Genomic DNA, 15,861 nt, shown 5'->3' on the forward strand with positions numbered 1-15,861 from the left:
TAAGGGATGACATTATGAGTAAAGTTCGCGCCAAGGAATATCAGGTTCGTATCGATCACGCTCTTGCGACGCCGAAGTTGCAGGATGCCCTGCACAAGTTTGGTGACGCCTTTCTGCTCGCCCGCGAAAAAGCCTTCAGCCAGTATGATTTCGAGGCTCTCCGCCAGGAGATTGCCGACTGCAAGGATGAGGTGGCCACGCATCGACAGCAGTATCTTGACCAGTTCATCACGAATGCCGAAGCGGCTGGTGCGACAGTTTATCTAGCCAAAACTGCCGCTGATGCCAATCAGTATATTGCTGACTTGGCCCGCACAAAAGGGGTCAAGTTGGTGACCAAGAGCAAGAGCATGGCGAGTGAGGAGACGCATCTCAACCAGGCTCTTGAGAGCGCGGGTGTCGAAGCGCTTGAGACCGATCTTGGTGAATGGATTATTCAACTTGCCGGTCAACGCCCCAGTCACATGGTGATGCCGGCGATCCACATGTTCAAGGAAGAGGTCGCCGAACTGTTCAGCAAGGTGACCGGTAGCGAGGAACCCGCTGAAATTGAGCATCTGGTACAGGTCGCTCGCGAGCAGCTGCGCCAGGGCTATCTTGATGCCGATATGGGGATCACCGGCGCCAACGTTGCGGTTGCTGAAACCGGTGGTATCGCCCTGGTCACTAACGAAGGCAATGCGAGGCTGGTATCGACCCTGCCGAAGATTCACGTCGCCCTGCTTGGCATAGAGAAGATCGTGCCGACCCTCGAGGATGCGGCGACGATCATCCGCACCCTGCCGAAGAACGCAACAGGTCAACTCTTGACCTCTTATATCACCTGGATCCGTGGTGCAGTCCCCTGCGGTGACAATGACAAAGAGCTGCACCTGGTGCTGCTCGACAATGGCCGCAGTGCTCTGGCCGAGTCCCCGCAATGTCGTGATGCTTTACGTTGTATCAAGTGCGGTGCCTGCGCCAACGTCTGCCCGGTCTACCAGACCGTCGGCGGCCATGTTTTCGGGCATGTCTACATCGGTGCGATCGGCATCATTTTGACAGCTTTCTTCCACGGCCTGGACAAGGCTGCCGAGATTGTTCGCGCCTGCATCGGCTGCCGTGCGTGCGTCACGGTCTGCCCCTCGAATATTGATCTCGAAAACATTATTCTCAGTTTGCGTGAGACCATCGGCCACGAAGAAGGCATCGGGGTTGGCAAGTCGATCGTCTTCCGCAAGGTGATGCGTAACCGCAAGCTCTTCCACAGCCTGATCCGCGCGGCCTCCCTGCTGCAGAAACCGGTCACCGGCGGCAATCGTACGATTCGTCATCTGCCATTGTTCTTCTCTTCACTGACCGAATGGCGCACCTTGCCGGCCATTGCCGAAAAATCACTGCGCGACCAGTGGTCGAAGATTCCGCAGAAGGTCGATAAGCCACGTTACAAGGTCGCGCTCTTCGGCGGCTGCGCCAATGATTTCCTCTATCCGGAGCTTGGCATCGACCTGATCAAAGTCATGAACAAGCTGGATGTCGAGGTCTCTTATCCACTCGATCAGAACTGCTGTGGTGTGCCGGCTCTTTACTCCGGAGACAAGGAAACCGCCGTTGCGCTGGCCGAGCAGAATATCACCGCTATGCTCAAGGATGATCCTGATTTCGTCCTTACCACCTGCCCGACCTGCACCATGGCGCTGCAGCGGGATTTTGTCGATTTCCTCAAGGACAACCCGGTCTGGGCCGCCAAGGCAGAGCACCTGGCCGAGATCACTGTCGATGCGGCCGGCTTCATCGTCAACCAGCTTGGTGCCGCCGAGGTTTTCAAGGGGCTCTCTGTTGCCGAGAAGGTCACCTATCATGACTCCTGCCATCTCAAGCGTGGCGCCGGAGTTTGGAAAGAGCCGCGTGAGCTGCTGACGACCTCTGGACGGGAGCTGGTCGAGATGGAACATGCTGACCGCTGTTGCGGTTTTGGCGGTTCCTATTCGCTGACCAGCCACCCCGACATTTCCAAGCAGATCCTGGGTGACAAGGTCAAGGATATTGAAAAGAGCGGTGCGACCTGCGTTGCCATGGATTGCCCTGGCTGCATGATGCAGTTGCGCGGTGGACTTGAGAAGCAAGAGATTGATGTGCGGGCGATGCACACGATCCAGCTGTTGGCTGAATCTTTGGAGTAGCCTGCACTCTTTCGCTTACACTCTTTTTTAGAAGATAGCAGGCTGCTGACAAAGTTCAGGCTTGTGGAAGTGGTTTCAAATGGATATACGACAACAGATCGTTAATCTGATTTCTTTTTTTGCTGATCTTTTGCAATCAAGGGATAAAACAAAAACCGTCGGGGTTGCCCGACAGCAACGTCATTTTCTTTGTAGCAACAAAGAAAACGAAGCAAAAGAAAGCTTGACGCTGCGCTGGGCATGTTGTGCTCGAAAGTTTCTACTGGCTATTTTCTGGCAACCAGACTTTTAATGCCTACGCTTCCCCCGTAGTTGACGAGGCCCTTTTGAACCTCTCCCACAGTGGTTCACTGGGCACACAGGTCATTACGTCACCTCCCTCTAGAAAGCCCTGACGGGAGGCCCCCTGAAACGGGCCGGATTCTCGAACCCCGCAACGTGTTAATGCCACAGACATGTGGAGAACGTATATGCCCTCCGCTAGGAGAAGGCGTTTTTGCATACTTTTGCCGCCGGGTAAAAGTATGGCGCTTGGCGGTGCGCGAACCGCCGGTTCTGCTTTTAGCCTTTCAAAAGACAAACTCTACATAAGAGCCAGGGTTGGGTTTGTCAACAATCTGGATAGGGATACTGCCTCATGGGGACGTATCCCTATTTGCTCAATTCCTCAATGATCTCTTCCATGAGGCACTTGACGTTAATCGACGTCTCTATAGCGACCGGGCTGGAGATCATGTCCATGATCCTGGCCGGGTCCTTGATCATGATCTTACAGCCTCCGGAATGAAGCTCGTAGATGATGATATTGCACGGCATTAACAAGCCAATGTTCGGATCGGCGTTGAAAAGTAGTTGTGCGAACTCCGGATTGCAGGCGCCGATAATAATATAGCGCCCGAACTTATCGTGGTCGGAACGGCCCACAATCTCATGCAGGTTGAGCCGCGTGTAAATTTGAAAGCCCTTCTCCTGCAGTCGTTGTTCTACCTGCTCAATCGTCTCCTCAAACCTGGTGGCAACTTCACAACCGAAGCCATAGTTGCAATCAGTGGACATTCGATCCTCCCTTGTGTTTCACTTAAAGCGTTCTCAATAGTAACTTGCGAGGACACATTATCGCTCAAAAATTACCAGCAAGCCAGTCTATTCCCACTCATAATGTGTGGATTAATATAAAGGCCGCTATCTGCTTGGCCGCATATGCTGAGTATGGCACAATACGATCAATAACTTGTTTCACCGAACAGGATCTGCGGGATGTCCAACTTTAACGAAAATTTAAGCGAGGCTGTCGTTGAACTGCCCGCAGTGGCCTTACGGCGTATGTGCAAACTGGTGCGCCTGCTCGATCGCCTCAGCCGCCATCCTGGTTATCGTTCCCATGTTTATCAAAACCTTCCCGAAACGGCCCGCTTTGATCCGGGGCACTCTGCAGTGATGATGTGTTATGACTTTCACCTGACAGGAGACATGCCGCGCCTGATTGAGGTCAACACCAATGCCGGTGGCAGCCTGCTGGCTTACCTGTCTCACAACCCCAGACTCCCTATTCGACCTGAGTCGCTTGCTCCGAAGATGAAAGCTCGTCTGTTAAGAACGTTCGCCTCTGAGATGCGTCAGTTCTCAGGTGGCAGCAAGCCCAGGCCGGAGCGCATCGTCATCGTTGATGAGGAGCCGACTCAACAGTATCTTTATCCTGAGATGCTGGCTTTTGCAGACCTTTTCAAAGAATGGGGTATCCCTTCTGAGATCGCTGCCCCTGAACAGCTGGAAGCCTGCGAAGAAGTTGTCTGGCTGAATGATCAAGCGGTCGATATGGTTTACAATCGCCACTGTGATTTCTTCCTGGAGAGTGACGCCATGGCCGGATTGCGGAAGGCTTACCTGGCTGGCAAGGTCTGCCTTACTCCAAATCCTCACATGTATGGTCTGATCGCCGACAAGCGACGTATGGTGCTCTGGACTGATCCGGTCAAGAGAGCTCCCTACCTGACGTCTGATCAGGATGCAGGCATCCTCGATGCTCTTCTGCCGACGTCAAATATTCTTGCTGAGCTTGATTTGCAGGAGGCCTGGGCGGTTCGCAAACAGCATGTTTTCAAGCCGGTCGATAGCTTTGGCAGTCGGGGTGTGCTGCTTGGCGGGAAAATTAGCCGCAAAAGATTTGATGAGTTGCCTCTTGCGACCACTCTGGTGCAGGAACTCGTGCCCCCCTCTGTGACCGAAGTCCCCAACTTTGAGCCCATGAAGACTGATTTGCGGCTCTATGCTTACCGTGACCAGATTCTCGGCGTTACGGCCCGTCTGTATCGTGGCCAGGTGACCAACCTGCGCACGCCTGGTGGAGGATTCGCTCGCGTTAAAGTTGTTTGAGTAACAACAGTTTAACTGTTTGGCAGAATTGTCGACTGCCAGTGTCGGTTTCCCTCCAAGGATTAAAGAAATTAGTTGACCAGCCAGATCAACTGCATTAGTCTGTTTTAACTATAGGGATTAAATGTGAGGGGATATGCTGTACGATCTGGAGGCTGAAACAGGTTTCCGTTCAAAACTGAAGTTGTCGCTTTCGGGCTTTGGTATTCTCAGTGCCTTGCTCTGCGCCTATGCCTTGGGTTCCAGCTATCTGGCTGTCTCCGGTTATGGCGATTGGGCGATCCCTGGGCAAGAGCTGGTCTCCTGGTTCAGCTTGCTCGGCATGATCATCATGGTTGTTGCTGTATTCGGACTCCTCTTCAGTAAGGGCAGGTGTGCGGCCATGGCCGTACTGGTTGGCAGCGGCATGATGGTTGTCCTGAGCATCCTCTCCCTTAAATCAGCGGACTCTATCCGCATGCAGGGCTTCGAAAGACTCTCAAAAGAAGCCGCCCCCCTCATTGCTGCAATCAATGACTATTATGAAAATTTTGGGCAGCCTCCTGAAAGCCTTAACCTGCTGAAGGTTACTTATCCTCCTGGACACGAAATCAAAGGCGGTGATCTACCAGACTTTACTTATATCCCGGGCGGGAGGGCTATAGAAAGATATCATGGCAACCCCTGGGTCTTGGTCCTTGAAGCACCAACCGGACCTTTGCGCTGGGATAAGTTCGTCTACTATCCTCTACAGAATTATCCCTCATTGGGTCATGGTGGCTGGTTTGAAAGCGTGGGTGAGTGGGCTTATGTTCACGAGTAAGAACATAGCTTTAGGGCTGTAAAGCTTTAAGGCTGTAAGGTTAGAAATAAACGAGGCCAAGAACTAAATTCTGGTCTCGTTTCTGTTTGCGTGAAAGAGATTGTGTTTTATTTTGCCTTCTTACAGCATACAGCTTACAGCTTTTATTTAAACATCCTCTTGAACAAACCCTTCTTCTGTTGCTCCTGCTGCTCTTGCAGGTTGCGCAATCCTTTTCGTGCCATAGTCAGGCGCGCATCAAGTTTGAGGGCTTTGTTGAACTCGGATTCTGCCATCGATTCCTGTCCTGCCTCGAAAAGCATCCAGCCTTTGTAAGCAAACGCCAGGGCGGTTCGTTCCATGGTGATCGACTTGTTGAGCATCTGCTTGGCTTTATTGCGCATGGCCAGGCTGTCGGTATATTTGGGGTTGCGGTAGATGGCCCAGGCCAGGCTGGCCAGGTAGTCGCCATTATCGGGGTCTGCATTCACCGCTTCCTGAAGTGCTCTTTCAGCGTTGTCCCACTCTTCCATTTCCAGGAACACTTTGCCTGACTCTGCCTGCACCTGGGCTTGAAAGCGATCATCGCCCTTATGGCCAAGGCCGATCTTGTCGGCTCCGAGCATCTCGTCATAACGCTCTTTTTTAACGACGTCGGTGAGGGTATCGTAGGCCGTGGCGACCTTTGATAAGATCTCCTCGACCAGCACAGCTTCTTCCCCGCCGAGCTGCATGAGAACCTCGGGTCCGAACTTGCGTGTAATGGCGAAGTAGCGTTCTTTAAGAAGGTTTATGGAGAATTTCCCCTGTTTGATGCCAAAGACTTCGTAATGATTTTTGTCTTCCAGGCTTTTGGCAATCAGTCGGACTTCCTGTGGCAGGTCGTCTTTCTCTGCCGTTGCTGCCTGGTCTTGTGTCGCTTTAACCCCTGCTCCAGAAACAGAAATGTCTTCAACGTCACTCTCATCTACCAGGTCGGAGAAGCTTTCGAAAGTTTCCTCTGCGGGAACCTCCATCTCCTCTTCTACGGCATTGAAAAGCGCACGCAGTGGCAAGTCTTCGGCTTCTGCAGAAGGGGTCGGTACTGTAGCAAAGCGTGCCATGTTCAGGTTGGTCAAGGTCAGCAGCAGTGGACCGCAGTCCGGTTCTTCAGCGATCAACTCGGCAAGTTTTCGTTGGCCGTCAAGGCCGTTTAAAAAGCGTTTTTCCGCCTCATTCAAGCGCAGGAAATTGATGTGCCGAAAATAATTCTGGTCCAGCAGAAGGTATTTGTCTTTGAAGGTCTGCCGCATCTGCAGTGCCGTTTGGCCGGCGTGCTTGTGGAACCCTTCATAGAACAGTTGTGGCACGTTGAGGGTAATCAACTGCAATAGTTCCGGGGCCGGGATAGCTTTCCACGCCGCTTGTGATTGATTGCTGCCGAACGCTGAGATGAGCTCCTGGTTCAGGTAATCCATCTCGGCTTGCAAAAGATCGTTGTATTGCAGGCAGCCCAGTTGTACCAGGATGTCGTGTCGGTAAGCCGCTGTGGTTGTGAAGTAGTTGTATTCATCATCGGAAAGCTGACCCCGACTACGGAGAAAATCACCAAAGTCACGATGATTGTAACCAGGACGTAACGCGACCGGAGCGCCGTTGATAAAGGTCAGCATGCGTAAAGTGTCCGGATACCTCAAAGTCAATAGACCGGAAAAACGCTTTAAGAATGCTGTCCGTAAATGTTGTGCGAAAGGGCGTGCCACAGCGGCTGGTGCCGTTGTCGCTGAGGGGCTCGGGTTGATTGCTTGCTGGATCGCTGTCATGAGGTCGGCAGCCTTAAGCGGTTTCTCCAGATAGTGATGAATGCCGAGAGTCTTGGCGGCAGTTTGGAATTTTTCACCTTTGTAATAACCGGTGACTACAACTACGGGCAGTTTACTGGTGAGCGGGCTTTGGCGCAACTTTTTAACCAGTTCAATTCCGTGCAGGCTGGGCAGTTTGAGCTCGATCAGCAGCAGATCCGGAGGCTTGGCGGCAATAGCACGCAGAGCCGCGATGCCGTCGCACTCATGCTGGACATCAAAGCCCAGCTGCTTGAGACGACCGGAAATCGCAGCAGCCAGCTGCAGATTTTCTTCAGCCAGCAGGATGCGCATGGCCATAACTCTTGCCTTCCTGGTTGGTTTTTTCAGCGCCGCCGCAGTTGATAGCGGCGCACCGCCCGGTTGTGCTCTTTTAATGTGGCGTTGAACTCGTGGGTGCCGTCCCCTCGCGCCACAAAGTAAAGGTCTTTACCCTCTGCAGGGTTCGCTGTTGCCTGCAGGGCAAACCCGCCTGGACTGGCAATGGGGCCCGGAGGCAGGCCACGCATGCGGTAGGTATTGTATGGGGTTGGCGTGTTCAGGTGTTTACGCGTCAGGTTGCCATCGAAATCAGCAACACCGTAGATGACAGTCGGGTCTGCTTGCAGTGGTATTCCTCGCTGGAGTCGATTATGGAATACCGAAGATATCAGTGGCATCTCCATCAGGTTGCCGGCCTCTTTCTGAATAATCGACGCCAGTGTGATCAATTGGTGTCGATCAAGCTTCAACGCGGCAGCGCTTTCCAGAAGTTCTGCAGTAATCTGGGAGTCAAGTTGTTCCACCATGGCGCTCAAGAGCTGCCGCGGTGTTGTCGATGACGTGTAGGTGTAGGTCTCGGGGAAAAGATACCCTTCGAGCGAGGTTGCCTCTATCCCAAGCTCTTTGATAAAAGCTTCGTCTTTACAGAGAGAGAGAAATTCCTGCGCAGAGCCGACTCCTGTTTTTTCGAGGCGGCCAGCAATCTCCTGAAGGTTAAAGCCTTCCGGGATCGTAACCTGGAACTTGCGGATATCACCGGCGACCAGACGGGCAAGGACCTGGTCTGGTGTTGCTGAGGTCTCAAAAAGATATTCGCCGGCGTGCACCTGCGCTGTGGCTTTGCGCCAACGGGCCAGCAGGGTGAAACGACGCACGTCGTTGACAACTCCTGCTGTCTGCAGTTGTACGGCAATACGTGCAAAGGAGCTGCCTTGCTTGATCTCAATAGTTTGTGGTTCTGATGGAATGACAGGGGTCGTAAGGAAACTTTGTAACCAGAGTCCGACACAGAGTAGAGGGAGACCGATCAGCGTGAAGATAATCAGGGTCAGGTTCCGGGTGCGTGAGGTCATGAAAGGGGACTCCAGTAAAAAAAAGTTTTTTGACATCGGTACATTTTTGGAGTCTTCTCAGGAAAAGTCAAGATTTCAGGAATGGCTCAGGCCTTGAAACGATTCTCCGTGCCATCGAGCAAGCGTCTGATGTTGCTGTTGTGTCGCCAGATGACCAGTGCGGCGATAAAGAGCGTGGCCAGGAAAATAGGCTGCGGATGGTTCAGGAGCAGAATCACCAAGGGTGCGGAAAGTGCTGACAATACCGAGCCAAGAGATATATATCGGGTTATTGCAACGGTCAGGATAAAGACAATCAGGGCGAAAAAGACTGCTTTGGGTGAAAGCACCAGGAAGATGCCGAGCGCTGTCGCCACGCCCTTGCCCCCTTTGAATTTGAGATAGACTGGGTAACAGTGGCCCAAAATGGCAACGGCGCTGGCAATCCCGAGTTGTGTCGGTGTTGGTTCCAGCCAGGTTTTGAGTGCCAGCAATGGCAAAAAACCTTTCAGAGTGTCGCCGACCAGTGTCAAAACACCGGCCAGTTTGCCTGCAACCCGGTAGACGTTGGTTGCCCCGATGTTGCCGCTGCCTTTTTGTCGGACGTCTTCGCCCCCCATCAACCGTGCAAGCACAACCCCGGTAGGAATGGCGGCGATCAGGTAGATAGCGATCATAATTAAGATGAAAAGCGTGTTGTTCATAACGGCCTCAAGAGAGGGGGCGGAAGCCATGTTGGCGAGAGCGTTTGCCCTGTGCCATAACGAAGCCTGATCCCTTTTCAGGGGGTCATTAGTAGAGGTTTTTTAGCATGAAAGGCTTAAAATCACAAGGTTAATCAAGGAATGGGAGTTATCCCGCGGCTCTCTTCAGACCCGATTTTTACGAAGCTCTGCAAGAGGGTAAAAGGTGCCACGCCAGGTGATGCCGCCTTTAACCAGGTTGCAGGTTACGCTACGAACGATGATGAAAGTGAAGAGTCCGGCCGTAAGCGGAAAGCCCAGTGCGAACCAGGGGCTGAAGCCATGAAAACGGGCGCCATCTGCAGCGATCAGGCCGATGGCAAGAACGATGAGCGCGTAGAGCAAGAGAGTGCCTCCAGAGGTGAAAAAAAGTGCGAAGAAGGGCCAGAGAATGGCGATCATGTTGAAGATAACCCCGGAGATGGCGAACCAGAGGCGGTAGTCAGTGCCGGCGAAGATATTTTTTTCAAGCCCCAGAACCAGTTCGCGGATGCTGGCGTACCATTCGACGGAGATCAAACCTGTACCGTAGATCAGTTGCTGGTGGCAACCGTTCTGCTTCAGAATCTTGCCTAATTTAAGGTCATCGTCAGGGCGTAAGGCGATGGTTTTGTGCCCTCCGGACTGCAGGTAACTTTCTGCCTTGACCAGGTTGAAGGCACCGATGCCGGTGTGACAGTCACTCTTGGGGTCAGGTGCTTTCCAGGGGCGGGTGAAAATACCGAAAAAGAACCCGAAGGTGACTCCGAACATGTTGAGAAATAAACTCGGCATCCTCGCTTCAGGTGTCGCGGCCAGGTGGTCGAGTTTCTCTGCTTGAAAATAGCTGACTGCACGAGCCAGGGTGTCCGGTTCCATAACCACGTCGGCATCGGTAAAGAGCAGCAAGTCGCCGGTTGCCTTCAAACTGCCCTGCCAGAGCGCATGGTTTTTGCCCAGCCAGCCCTTTGGCAGCTCCCGAAGATGAAGAATCTCGAGACGAGGATCGCCTGTCTTCATCTCATCAAGGATGTCACCGGTCGCGTCTTCGGAGCGATCGTTGACGAGGACCAACTGCAGATGGCGATAGTCGAGGGACAACAGCGATTGTAATGCAGTGCGGATATTCCGTTCTTCGTTTCGCGCCGCGACGATGATCGAAACGGACGGTAGTAAATTCTCCGAGTTCGGATTGATGTCTCTCAGGAAACGGATTTTCCGACTCCCGATAGTAACCTCCAGCCCGACAATAAGGTAGATGAACAGTATGATGATTCCCAGCCAGAACATGAGGTTCAAATCCTTAATGAAACATGGAATTTCGAAATGAAACAGTTTGCTGTTCCTGTTTCACCTTTTCCGATGCTGAACTGGAGCGAAATGGATAAGCGGCTGTATTTATTGACCAAAGCGCTCCAAAAGGCGTGCTGTGCGATAGTTGAATATCGTTTCCAGCATCTTTTTGACCCAGAGCCTGTGGACCAGAAGACCTAAAACTCCGAAGGGAAGCTGATAGCAGACCCGGTCAATCATTCTGGTTTTTTTGTCAAAAGCGTCTATCCGGTGTTGATGATACCAGAGTTTGTAGGGCCCAACGCGTTGTTCATCGACAAAGAAGGTTCCCGCCTCAATGTGTTTGATCTCTGTCAGCCAACGGCGTTTGCCAAAGAGGGGAATCTGGATTTCGTAGAGAATCATCAGCCCATTGTACATTTTTTCGGGAACTTCAGAGAGAACCTGAAAGTGCAGCTCTGGAGGAGTCAGATCATTCAGATTCATCGGTGTGGAGAGAAACTCCCAGAGTGTCTCTGGATCAGTATCGAGGATGATTTCGCGTTCCAGGATGTGCATTGCACCTATTCCTCTTGTTTGACCAGGATCAGCTCACTGGTGTTGAAGCCAAGGGCTTTTGCCTTAGCGATAAGAGACTCCTTGATGCCTGTGTCGAGCTTTTTGGTCCGAGCCAGAAGCCACAGGTACTTTTTGTTCGGACCGCAAATCAAGGCATAGCTGTAGTTTTCCTGGTCAAGTTCGATCACGTTGTAGCCGCCGTAGAAGGGCCAGAAAAAAGTGACCTTGAGGCGTGCGACATCGGGTTCACCGATGAAGTAGGCGCGTCCTTTGGCCTCTTTCCACTTGTTTGCCTGACTGTTGAATCCGCGATTAATAACATCAACGCCGCCGTCAGAACGTTTGCTGTAGGTCGCAGACACCTGACTGAGGCCCCGTTCAAAGCGATGGTCAAGGCGGGCGATCTCGTACCAGGTGCCGAGGTAGCGATCAAGATCAAAATTATCAACCGGCATTATCCCCTGCGGGGCGGCAGTACATCCAGCCAATAGAAAGGTGCCAAAAAGGATAACTACAGACTTCATGGTGTGCTCCAAGGATTCAAAGATCCTACTTAAATTCTGCCTGTTTAATGAGACATCTGAACTTAATTGTCGCAGAATCAAATCACAAAGCAAGCAACAGAACTCTATAGTCTCCCTTTCTTCTCGTTGATTTGCTGGTAATCTTGTGTTTAACCAACTTTGAAAAGGAGTTCTTATGTCGGAGGAAAAAATTCGTTTGGGAGTCAGTTCCTGCCTGCTCGGTGAAAAGGTTCGTTTCGATGGAGGACACAAGCTCGATCGGTTCCTGACCGAGACACTCAGTCGATTCGTCGAGTTCGTCCCTGTCTGTCCGGAGGTTGAGATGGGATTGCCGACACCACGAGAGACACTACGTCTGGTCGGTGAACCTGAGTCGCAGCGTCTGGTTTTTTCCAAAAGTGGCGAAGACATCACCGACCGGATGGCAGCATGGGCACACAAACGGGTCGCCGAACTCGAAAAAGAAGAGCTCTGCGGTTTTATCTTCAAATCGAAATCACCCAGCAGCGGTATGGAACGCGTCAAGCTCTACGATCGTAATGGGGTCCCTAATAAACAAGGGGTCGGCCTCTTTGCCCGGGCATTTATGGAACACTTTCCCCTGTTGCCCGTCGAAGAAGATGGCCGATTGCACGATCCCGGTTTGCGCGATAATTTCATTGAAACCATCTTTACTCTCAAGCGTTGGCGCGAGGCTTTACAGAAAGGAGCGACTCGCGGTGTTCTGGTGGATTTTCATACCCGGCATAAGCTGCTCCTGCTCTCCCATAGCACTGAAATTTATCGACAGATGGGAAAACTGGTTGCCGACGCCAAGGCCATCGAAGAACAGGCACTCTTCGAGTCCTACCGGGCTTTGCTGAGCAAGGGCCTCCGTTTGAAAACCACGGTCGCCAAGCACGTTAATGTCTTGCAGCATGTGCTCGGTTATTTCAAAAAACAGCTCAGCGCAGATGAAAAGCAGGAGGTCTTGAGCGTCATTGATAGCTACCGGGCGCGACAAATTCCCCTGATCGTGCCAGTCACCCTGCTCAATCACTTTGTGCGTAAATATGATCAGGTCTATCTGCAACAGCAGGTTTATCTCAACCCGCATCCTTTGGAGTTGAAGCTGCGCAACCATGTTTAGCTGTCGTTTCGTCACCTGGCCATGGAGGCAGGGACAATTCTTCTCTTAACTTCAGAAGCGCCAGTTCTTTGGCTTTGGCTTCAACATCGATCGTGGCCTCCAGACCATGCCACTCTGCTGGGAAATCGGCAATATCGATAAAGTCGGCATGGGGCCCCGGTTTGCCGTTCCAGCCGTGCTTCGGAGATGAAAGGTGAAAATAGGGTTCGCGTCCGAGGCGTTGCCAGCTCCGCATGCAGGCCTCGGTTGCTGCGGCGACGGTCAGGCCGTCAGGGTTGCAGCGGTGGTGATGGACATCATAGACCAAAGGGATGTCGAGCTGTTCGCAGACCGGTAAAAGATCTTCGACCGTGTAGCTGCGATCGTCGTTTTCCAGGGTCAATCGACTGCGGATCGGTTCCGCTAACGCAGAGATCTCCTTCACCAGTCGAGACAGGGCGCTCTGCTTGTCACCGTAGACGCCGCCACCGTGGATATTGATCACATCGGCACCGATCAGCTCAGCCAGCATCACCTGGTAGTCGAGCTCCCTGAGAGAGGCCGCTGTGACTTCGGGCCGGGGGCTGGAGAGCAGGGTGAATTGGTCCGGATGGAAGCTGAACCGGAGTTGATTTTTTTTCTTGAGAGTTTTGACCGAGCGCAAGGTTGCCGTAATTTCGCGAGCGTCGGGTAGCTCTTCCAGCCGGTAGCCAACCTCGGGGTGGGTGTAGAGTGGTAGCAACGGCGAGGAAACCCGGAAAGAGCCGAACCCCAAACGATACACCTCTTCAACGGCGGCAACCAACGAGCGAGCATTATCGAGGCAGAGTTTGCTCAGCTTCACCAGTTGGGCAGGGCGATCAAGCGGCCTGACAAATTTGGCCGTTGCGCTTCTGAAGCGGATGGGCGCCTGATTGAACAGGCAACATAGACCTAGACGCAGCATGGAGAGTTTTCCGATCTGTTAAAGTCAGTGGCTTTGGCCGCTTTACGCTTTTTCGTGTGATAAGCTGTTTACAAGTCTAACAAAACGCTTATTCTGATGTCAGCTTTCTTGACAATAATGTCTGCACTGACGAAACCGTCCAGGAAAAATTAATCATGCCTCAAGAGAGAGATACAAAACCCATTTTTGTAGCCGGTGCAACCGGGTACATCGGTGCCCGTCTCGTGCCCCTTTTGCTGGATGCCGGTTATCCTGTTCGAGCTCTCGCTCGTGCCCCGGAGAAACTCCAGAACCGTCCATGGGCAGAGCACCCGAAGCTGGAAGTCGTCAAAGGCGATGTTCTCGTCAAGGCATCGCTGCAAAAAGCTCTTTCTGGCTGCCGCGCCGCCTACTATCTGGTCCATTCCATGACTCCGGGTGTCAGGGACTTTGCTTTCACTGACCGGCAGGCCGCCCGCAATATGGCGGAAGCTGCTGCAGCAGAAAAGCTGGAACAGATCGTCTATTTGAGTGGCTTGGGTGACCAAGAGAGGAAACTCAGCCACCATCTGCAATCGAGGACCGAAGTTGGAGATATCCTGCGTCATGGGCCGGTCCCTGTGACTATCCTGCGGGCAGCGATGATCATTGGCTCGGGTAGCGCTTCTTTTGAAATCCTGCGCTACCTGGTTGATCGTCTGCCGGTGATGATTACGCCGCGCTGGATCGACACCCCCTGTCAACCGATCGGAGTCAGGAACGTCCTCTACTACCTGGTCGGCTGTATTGAAGAGCCGAGAACACTCGGGGAGACCTTTGATATAGGTCAGCCTGAGGTGACCAATTATCGGGAGTTGATGGAAATCTATGCCCAGGAAGCGGGCCTGCGGCGACGACTGGTCATCCCGGTACCAGTTCTCACACCGCGCCTCAGCTCTTACTGGATTCATCTCGTGACTCCGGTGCCCGCTTCCATTGCGCGGCCCCTGGCCGAAGGCTTGAGTAACCCGGTGATTTGTCAGGAGAATCGCATTACAGAGCTTTTACCCCAAGACCTTTTTGATGCCCGTAAGGCGATTCGACTGGCGCTTGATCGTCTTCGACAACACCATGTAGAAACCTCCTGGATAGATTCTGGAGAGATTCACCCTGCAGAATGGAGTGTGCCCGGTGATCCTGGCTGGGCCGGAGGCAGTTTCTACGATGATTCGCGAAAAGTCGTTCTGGATGCAAGGCCGGAGGAGATCTGGCCAGCAGTGATCTCGATCGGTGGGGAAAATGGCTACTACTACGCCAACTGGCTATGGCAAATCCGAGGTATCATGGATCGGCTCTGCGGCGGAGTGGGCCTGAGCCGGGGGCGTCGAAGTCAGACAGAGCTGTACCCTGGAGATGCCCTCGATTTCTGGCGGGTGGTCGACGTGCGAAAACCAGATTACCTGATGCTTTCAGCGGAGATGAAGCTGCCCGGAGAGGCGGTTCTTTCCTTCCGGATTAAGCCTTTGGAGAATGGCCAGGTAGAAGTGCAACAGGTTGCCCGGTTCTTGCCCCGAGGGTTGTTGGGACTTCTTTACTGGTATGCTGTGATGCCGTTTCATCACTATGTTTTTAATGGCATGTTGAAAGGCATTGCAAAGGCTTCAGGAAAAACTATTCGTAGCGGCCCGGAAGGTTTCAAAACGCTCAGCGATCAATAGCCCGCCCCTGAAAAGTTTAAAGGTTCTGGCCCGCGAGTTTTGTCCTTACGACGGATCATACAGGAGAAAGGGGTTTGCAATGAAACGATTGATTCGTGCCGGAACCGTCGCTGCGAAGGCACTTCTGGCCTCGAACGCTGGGGCTCTTCCGGTCGGTGCAGCGGCCCCTGATTTTAAGGCCATGTCGACCCGTGGGGAGTTCATCCTCAGCCAGGCCCTGGAGAAGGGGCCTGTCGTTCTCGCCTTGTACTATGCCGACTTCACCCCTGGCTGAAGCAGTGAAATGAAGGCTTTTCAAAACGAACTCGAACGTTTTGAAAAGCTCGGCGTCCAGGTTCTGGGCGTAAGTGGCGACGCTCTGGAAACCCACAAAGATTTTGTCACCAAGCTCGGTTTGCACTTTTCGTTGCTGGCCGACGACGGCACAATCCGTAAGCTTTATGGGAGCGGTCGAATCACCTACTTAATCGATTCGTCAGGTTTTATTCGCTATGTTCATAAGGGAATGCCAGGCAACGATAAGCTGATTCAGGAAAGCGGTAAGCTGCGGTCTTCTTGAGTCGT

At 52.7% G+C, this 15,861-nt stretch carries 16 protein-coding genes; 8 read left to right on the forward strand and 8 right to left on the reverse strand.

Annotation, left to right across the window (positions count from 1 at the left end; genetic code table 11):
• Positions 1-14: 14 nt before the first annotated feature.
• On the forward strand, positions 15-2,162 hold the full coding sequence (locus P9J64_10150) for an LUD domain-containing protein (GenBank protein MDG5468676.1): 2,148 nt from the start codon (positions 15-17) through the stop codon (positions 2,160-2,162).
• A gap of 79 nt (positions 2,163-2,241) precedes the next feature.
• Positions 2,242-2,454 (forward strand): hypothetical protein, encoded by a 213-nt coding sequence (locus P9J64_10155; protein MDG5468677.1) that lies wholly within the window; start codon positions 2,242-2,244, stop codon positions 2,452-2,454.
• 359 nt (positions 2,455-2,813) lie between these two features.
• Here the strand turns inward: P9J64_10155 and P9J64_10160 are convergent, their stop codons facing one another.
• Entirely contained in the window at positions 2,814-3,218 is a 405-nt protein-coding gene (locus P9J64_10160) for a DUF302 domain-containing protein (GenBank protein MDG5468678.1), read from the reverse strand.
• A 201-nt stretch (positions 3,219-3,419) separates the two neighbouring features.
• On the opposite strand from P9J64_10160, the gene P9J64_10165 reads away from it, so the two are divergent.
• Together P9J64_10165 and P9J64_10170 are read left to right on the forward strand one after the other, a co-directional pair.
• On the forward strand, positions 3,420-4,535 hold the full coding sequence (locus P9J64_10165) for a hypothetical protein (GenBank protein ID MDG5468679.1): 1,116 nt from the start codon (positions 3,420-3,422) through the stop codon (positions 4,533-4,535).
• Between the two features lie 136 nt (positions 4,536-4,671).
• A complete protein-coding gene (locus tag P9J64_10170; GenBank protein ID MDG5468680.1) occupies positions 4,672-5,337 on the forward strand; it encodes a hypothetical protein in 666 nt (221 codons plus the stop codon).
• 143 nt (positions 5,338-5,480) lie between these two features.
• On the opposite strand, the gene P9J64_10175 is transcribed toward P9J64_10170, so the two are convergent.
• From P9J64_10175 to P9J64_10200, 6 genes are all read right to left on the reverse strand, one after another.
• Entirely contained in the window at positions 5,481-7,457 is a 1,977-nt protein-coding gene (locus tag P9J64_10175; GenBank protein MDG5468681.1) for a response regulator, read from the reverse strand.
• A gap of 26 nt (positions 7,458-7,483) precedes the next feature.
• Positions 7,484-8,491 carry an endolytic transglycosylase MltG gene (gene mltG / locus P9J64_10180; GenBank protein MDG5468682.1) on the reverse strand — a complete coding sequence of 336 codons (1,008 nt, stop codon included), beginning with the start codon at positions 8,489-8,491 and terminating at the stop codon, positions 7,484-7,486.
• A gap of 86 nt (positions 8,492-8,577) precedes the next feature.
• The gene (gene plsY / locus P9J64_10185; protein MDG5468683.1) at positions 8,578-9,174 is read right to left on the reverse strand and encodes a glycerol-3-phosphate 1-O-acyltransferase PlsY; all 597 of its coding nucleotides are present in this window, start codon (positions 9,172-9,174) and stop codon (positions 8,578-8,580) included.
• 165 nt (positions 9,175-9,339) lie between these two features.
• Complete coding sequence (locus tag P9J64_10190; GenBank protein ID MDG5468684.1) at positions 9,340-10,482, reverse strand: glycosyltransferase family 2 protein; 1,143 nt, start codon at positions 10,480-10,482, stop codon at positions 9,340-9,342.
• 108 nt (positions 10,483-10,590) lie between these two features.
• Positions 10,591-11,043: an SRPBCC family protein gene (locus tag P9J64_10195; protein ID MDG5468685.1), complete on the reverse strand. Its 453-nt coding sequence runs from the start codon at positions 11,041-11,043 to the stop codon at positions 10,591-10,593.
• Between the two features lie 5 nt (positions 11,044-11,048).
• The gene (locus P9J64_10200) at positions 11,049-11,567 is read right to left on the reverse strand and encodes a lipocalin family protein (GenBank protein ID MDG5468686.1); all 519 of its coding nucleotides are present in this window, start codon (positions 11,565-11,567) and stop codon (positions 11,049-11,051) included.
• A 175-nt stretch (positions 11,568-11,742) separates the two neighbouring features.
• Here P9J64_10200 and P9J64_10205 point away from each other — a divergent pair, with 175 nt between their 5' ends.
• Positions 11,743-12,696: a DUF523 and DUF1722 domain-containing protein gene (locus P9J64_10205; GenBank protein MDG5468687.1), complete on the forward strand. Its 954-nt coding sequence runs from the start codon at positions 11,743-11,745 to the stop codon at positions 12,694-12,696.
• Here the strand turns inward: P9J64_10205 and uvsE are convergent.
• Complete coding sequence (uvsE, locus tag P9J64_10210) at positions 12,653-13,621, reverse strand: UV DNA damage repair endonuclease UvsE (protein MDG5468688.1); 969 nt, start codon at positions 13,619-13,621, stop codon at positions 12,653-12,655. The genes P9J64_10205 and uvsE overlap by 44 nt on opposite strands.
• Before the next feature lie 155 nt (positions 13,622-13,776).
• On the opposite strand from uvsE, the gene P9J64_10215 reads away from it, so the two are divergent.
• The 3 genes from P9J64_10215 (at position 13,777) to P9J64_10225 (ending at position 15,856) form a co-directional block, all read left to right on the forward strand.
• The gene (locus tag P9J64_10215) at positions 13,777-15,297 is read left to right on the forward strand and encodes an SDR family oxidoreductase (protein ID MDG5468689.1); all 1,521 of its coding nucleotides are present in this window, start codon (positions 13,777-13,779) and stop codon (positions 15,295-15,297) included.
• A 79-nt stretch (positions 15,298-15,376) separates the two neighbouring features.
• Entirely contained in the window at positions 15,377-15,571 is a 195-nt protein-coding gene (locus P9J64_10220; GenBank protein ID MDG5468690.1) for a hypothetical protein, read from the forward strand.
• Positions 15,572-15,580: 9 nt separating this feature from the next.
• Positions 15,581-15,856 (forward strand): redoxin domain-containing protein, encoded by a 276-nt coding sequence (locus P9J64_10225; protein ID MDG5468691.1) that lies wholly within the window; start codon positions 15,581-15,583, stop codon positions 15,854-15,856.
• Positions 15,857-15,861 lie beyond the last annotated feature (5 nt).

It is taken from the genome of Deltaproteobacteria bacterium IMCC39524, from assembly GCA_029667085.1.
Taxonomy (GTDB): Bacteria; Desulfobacterota; Desulfuromonadia; order Desulfuromonadales; family BM103; genus M0040.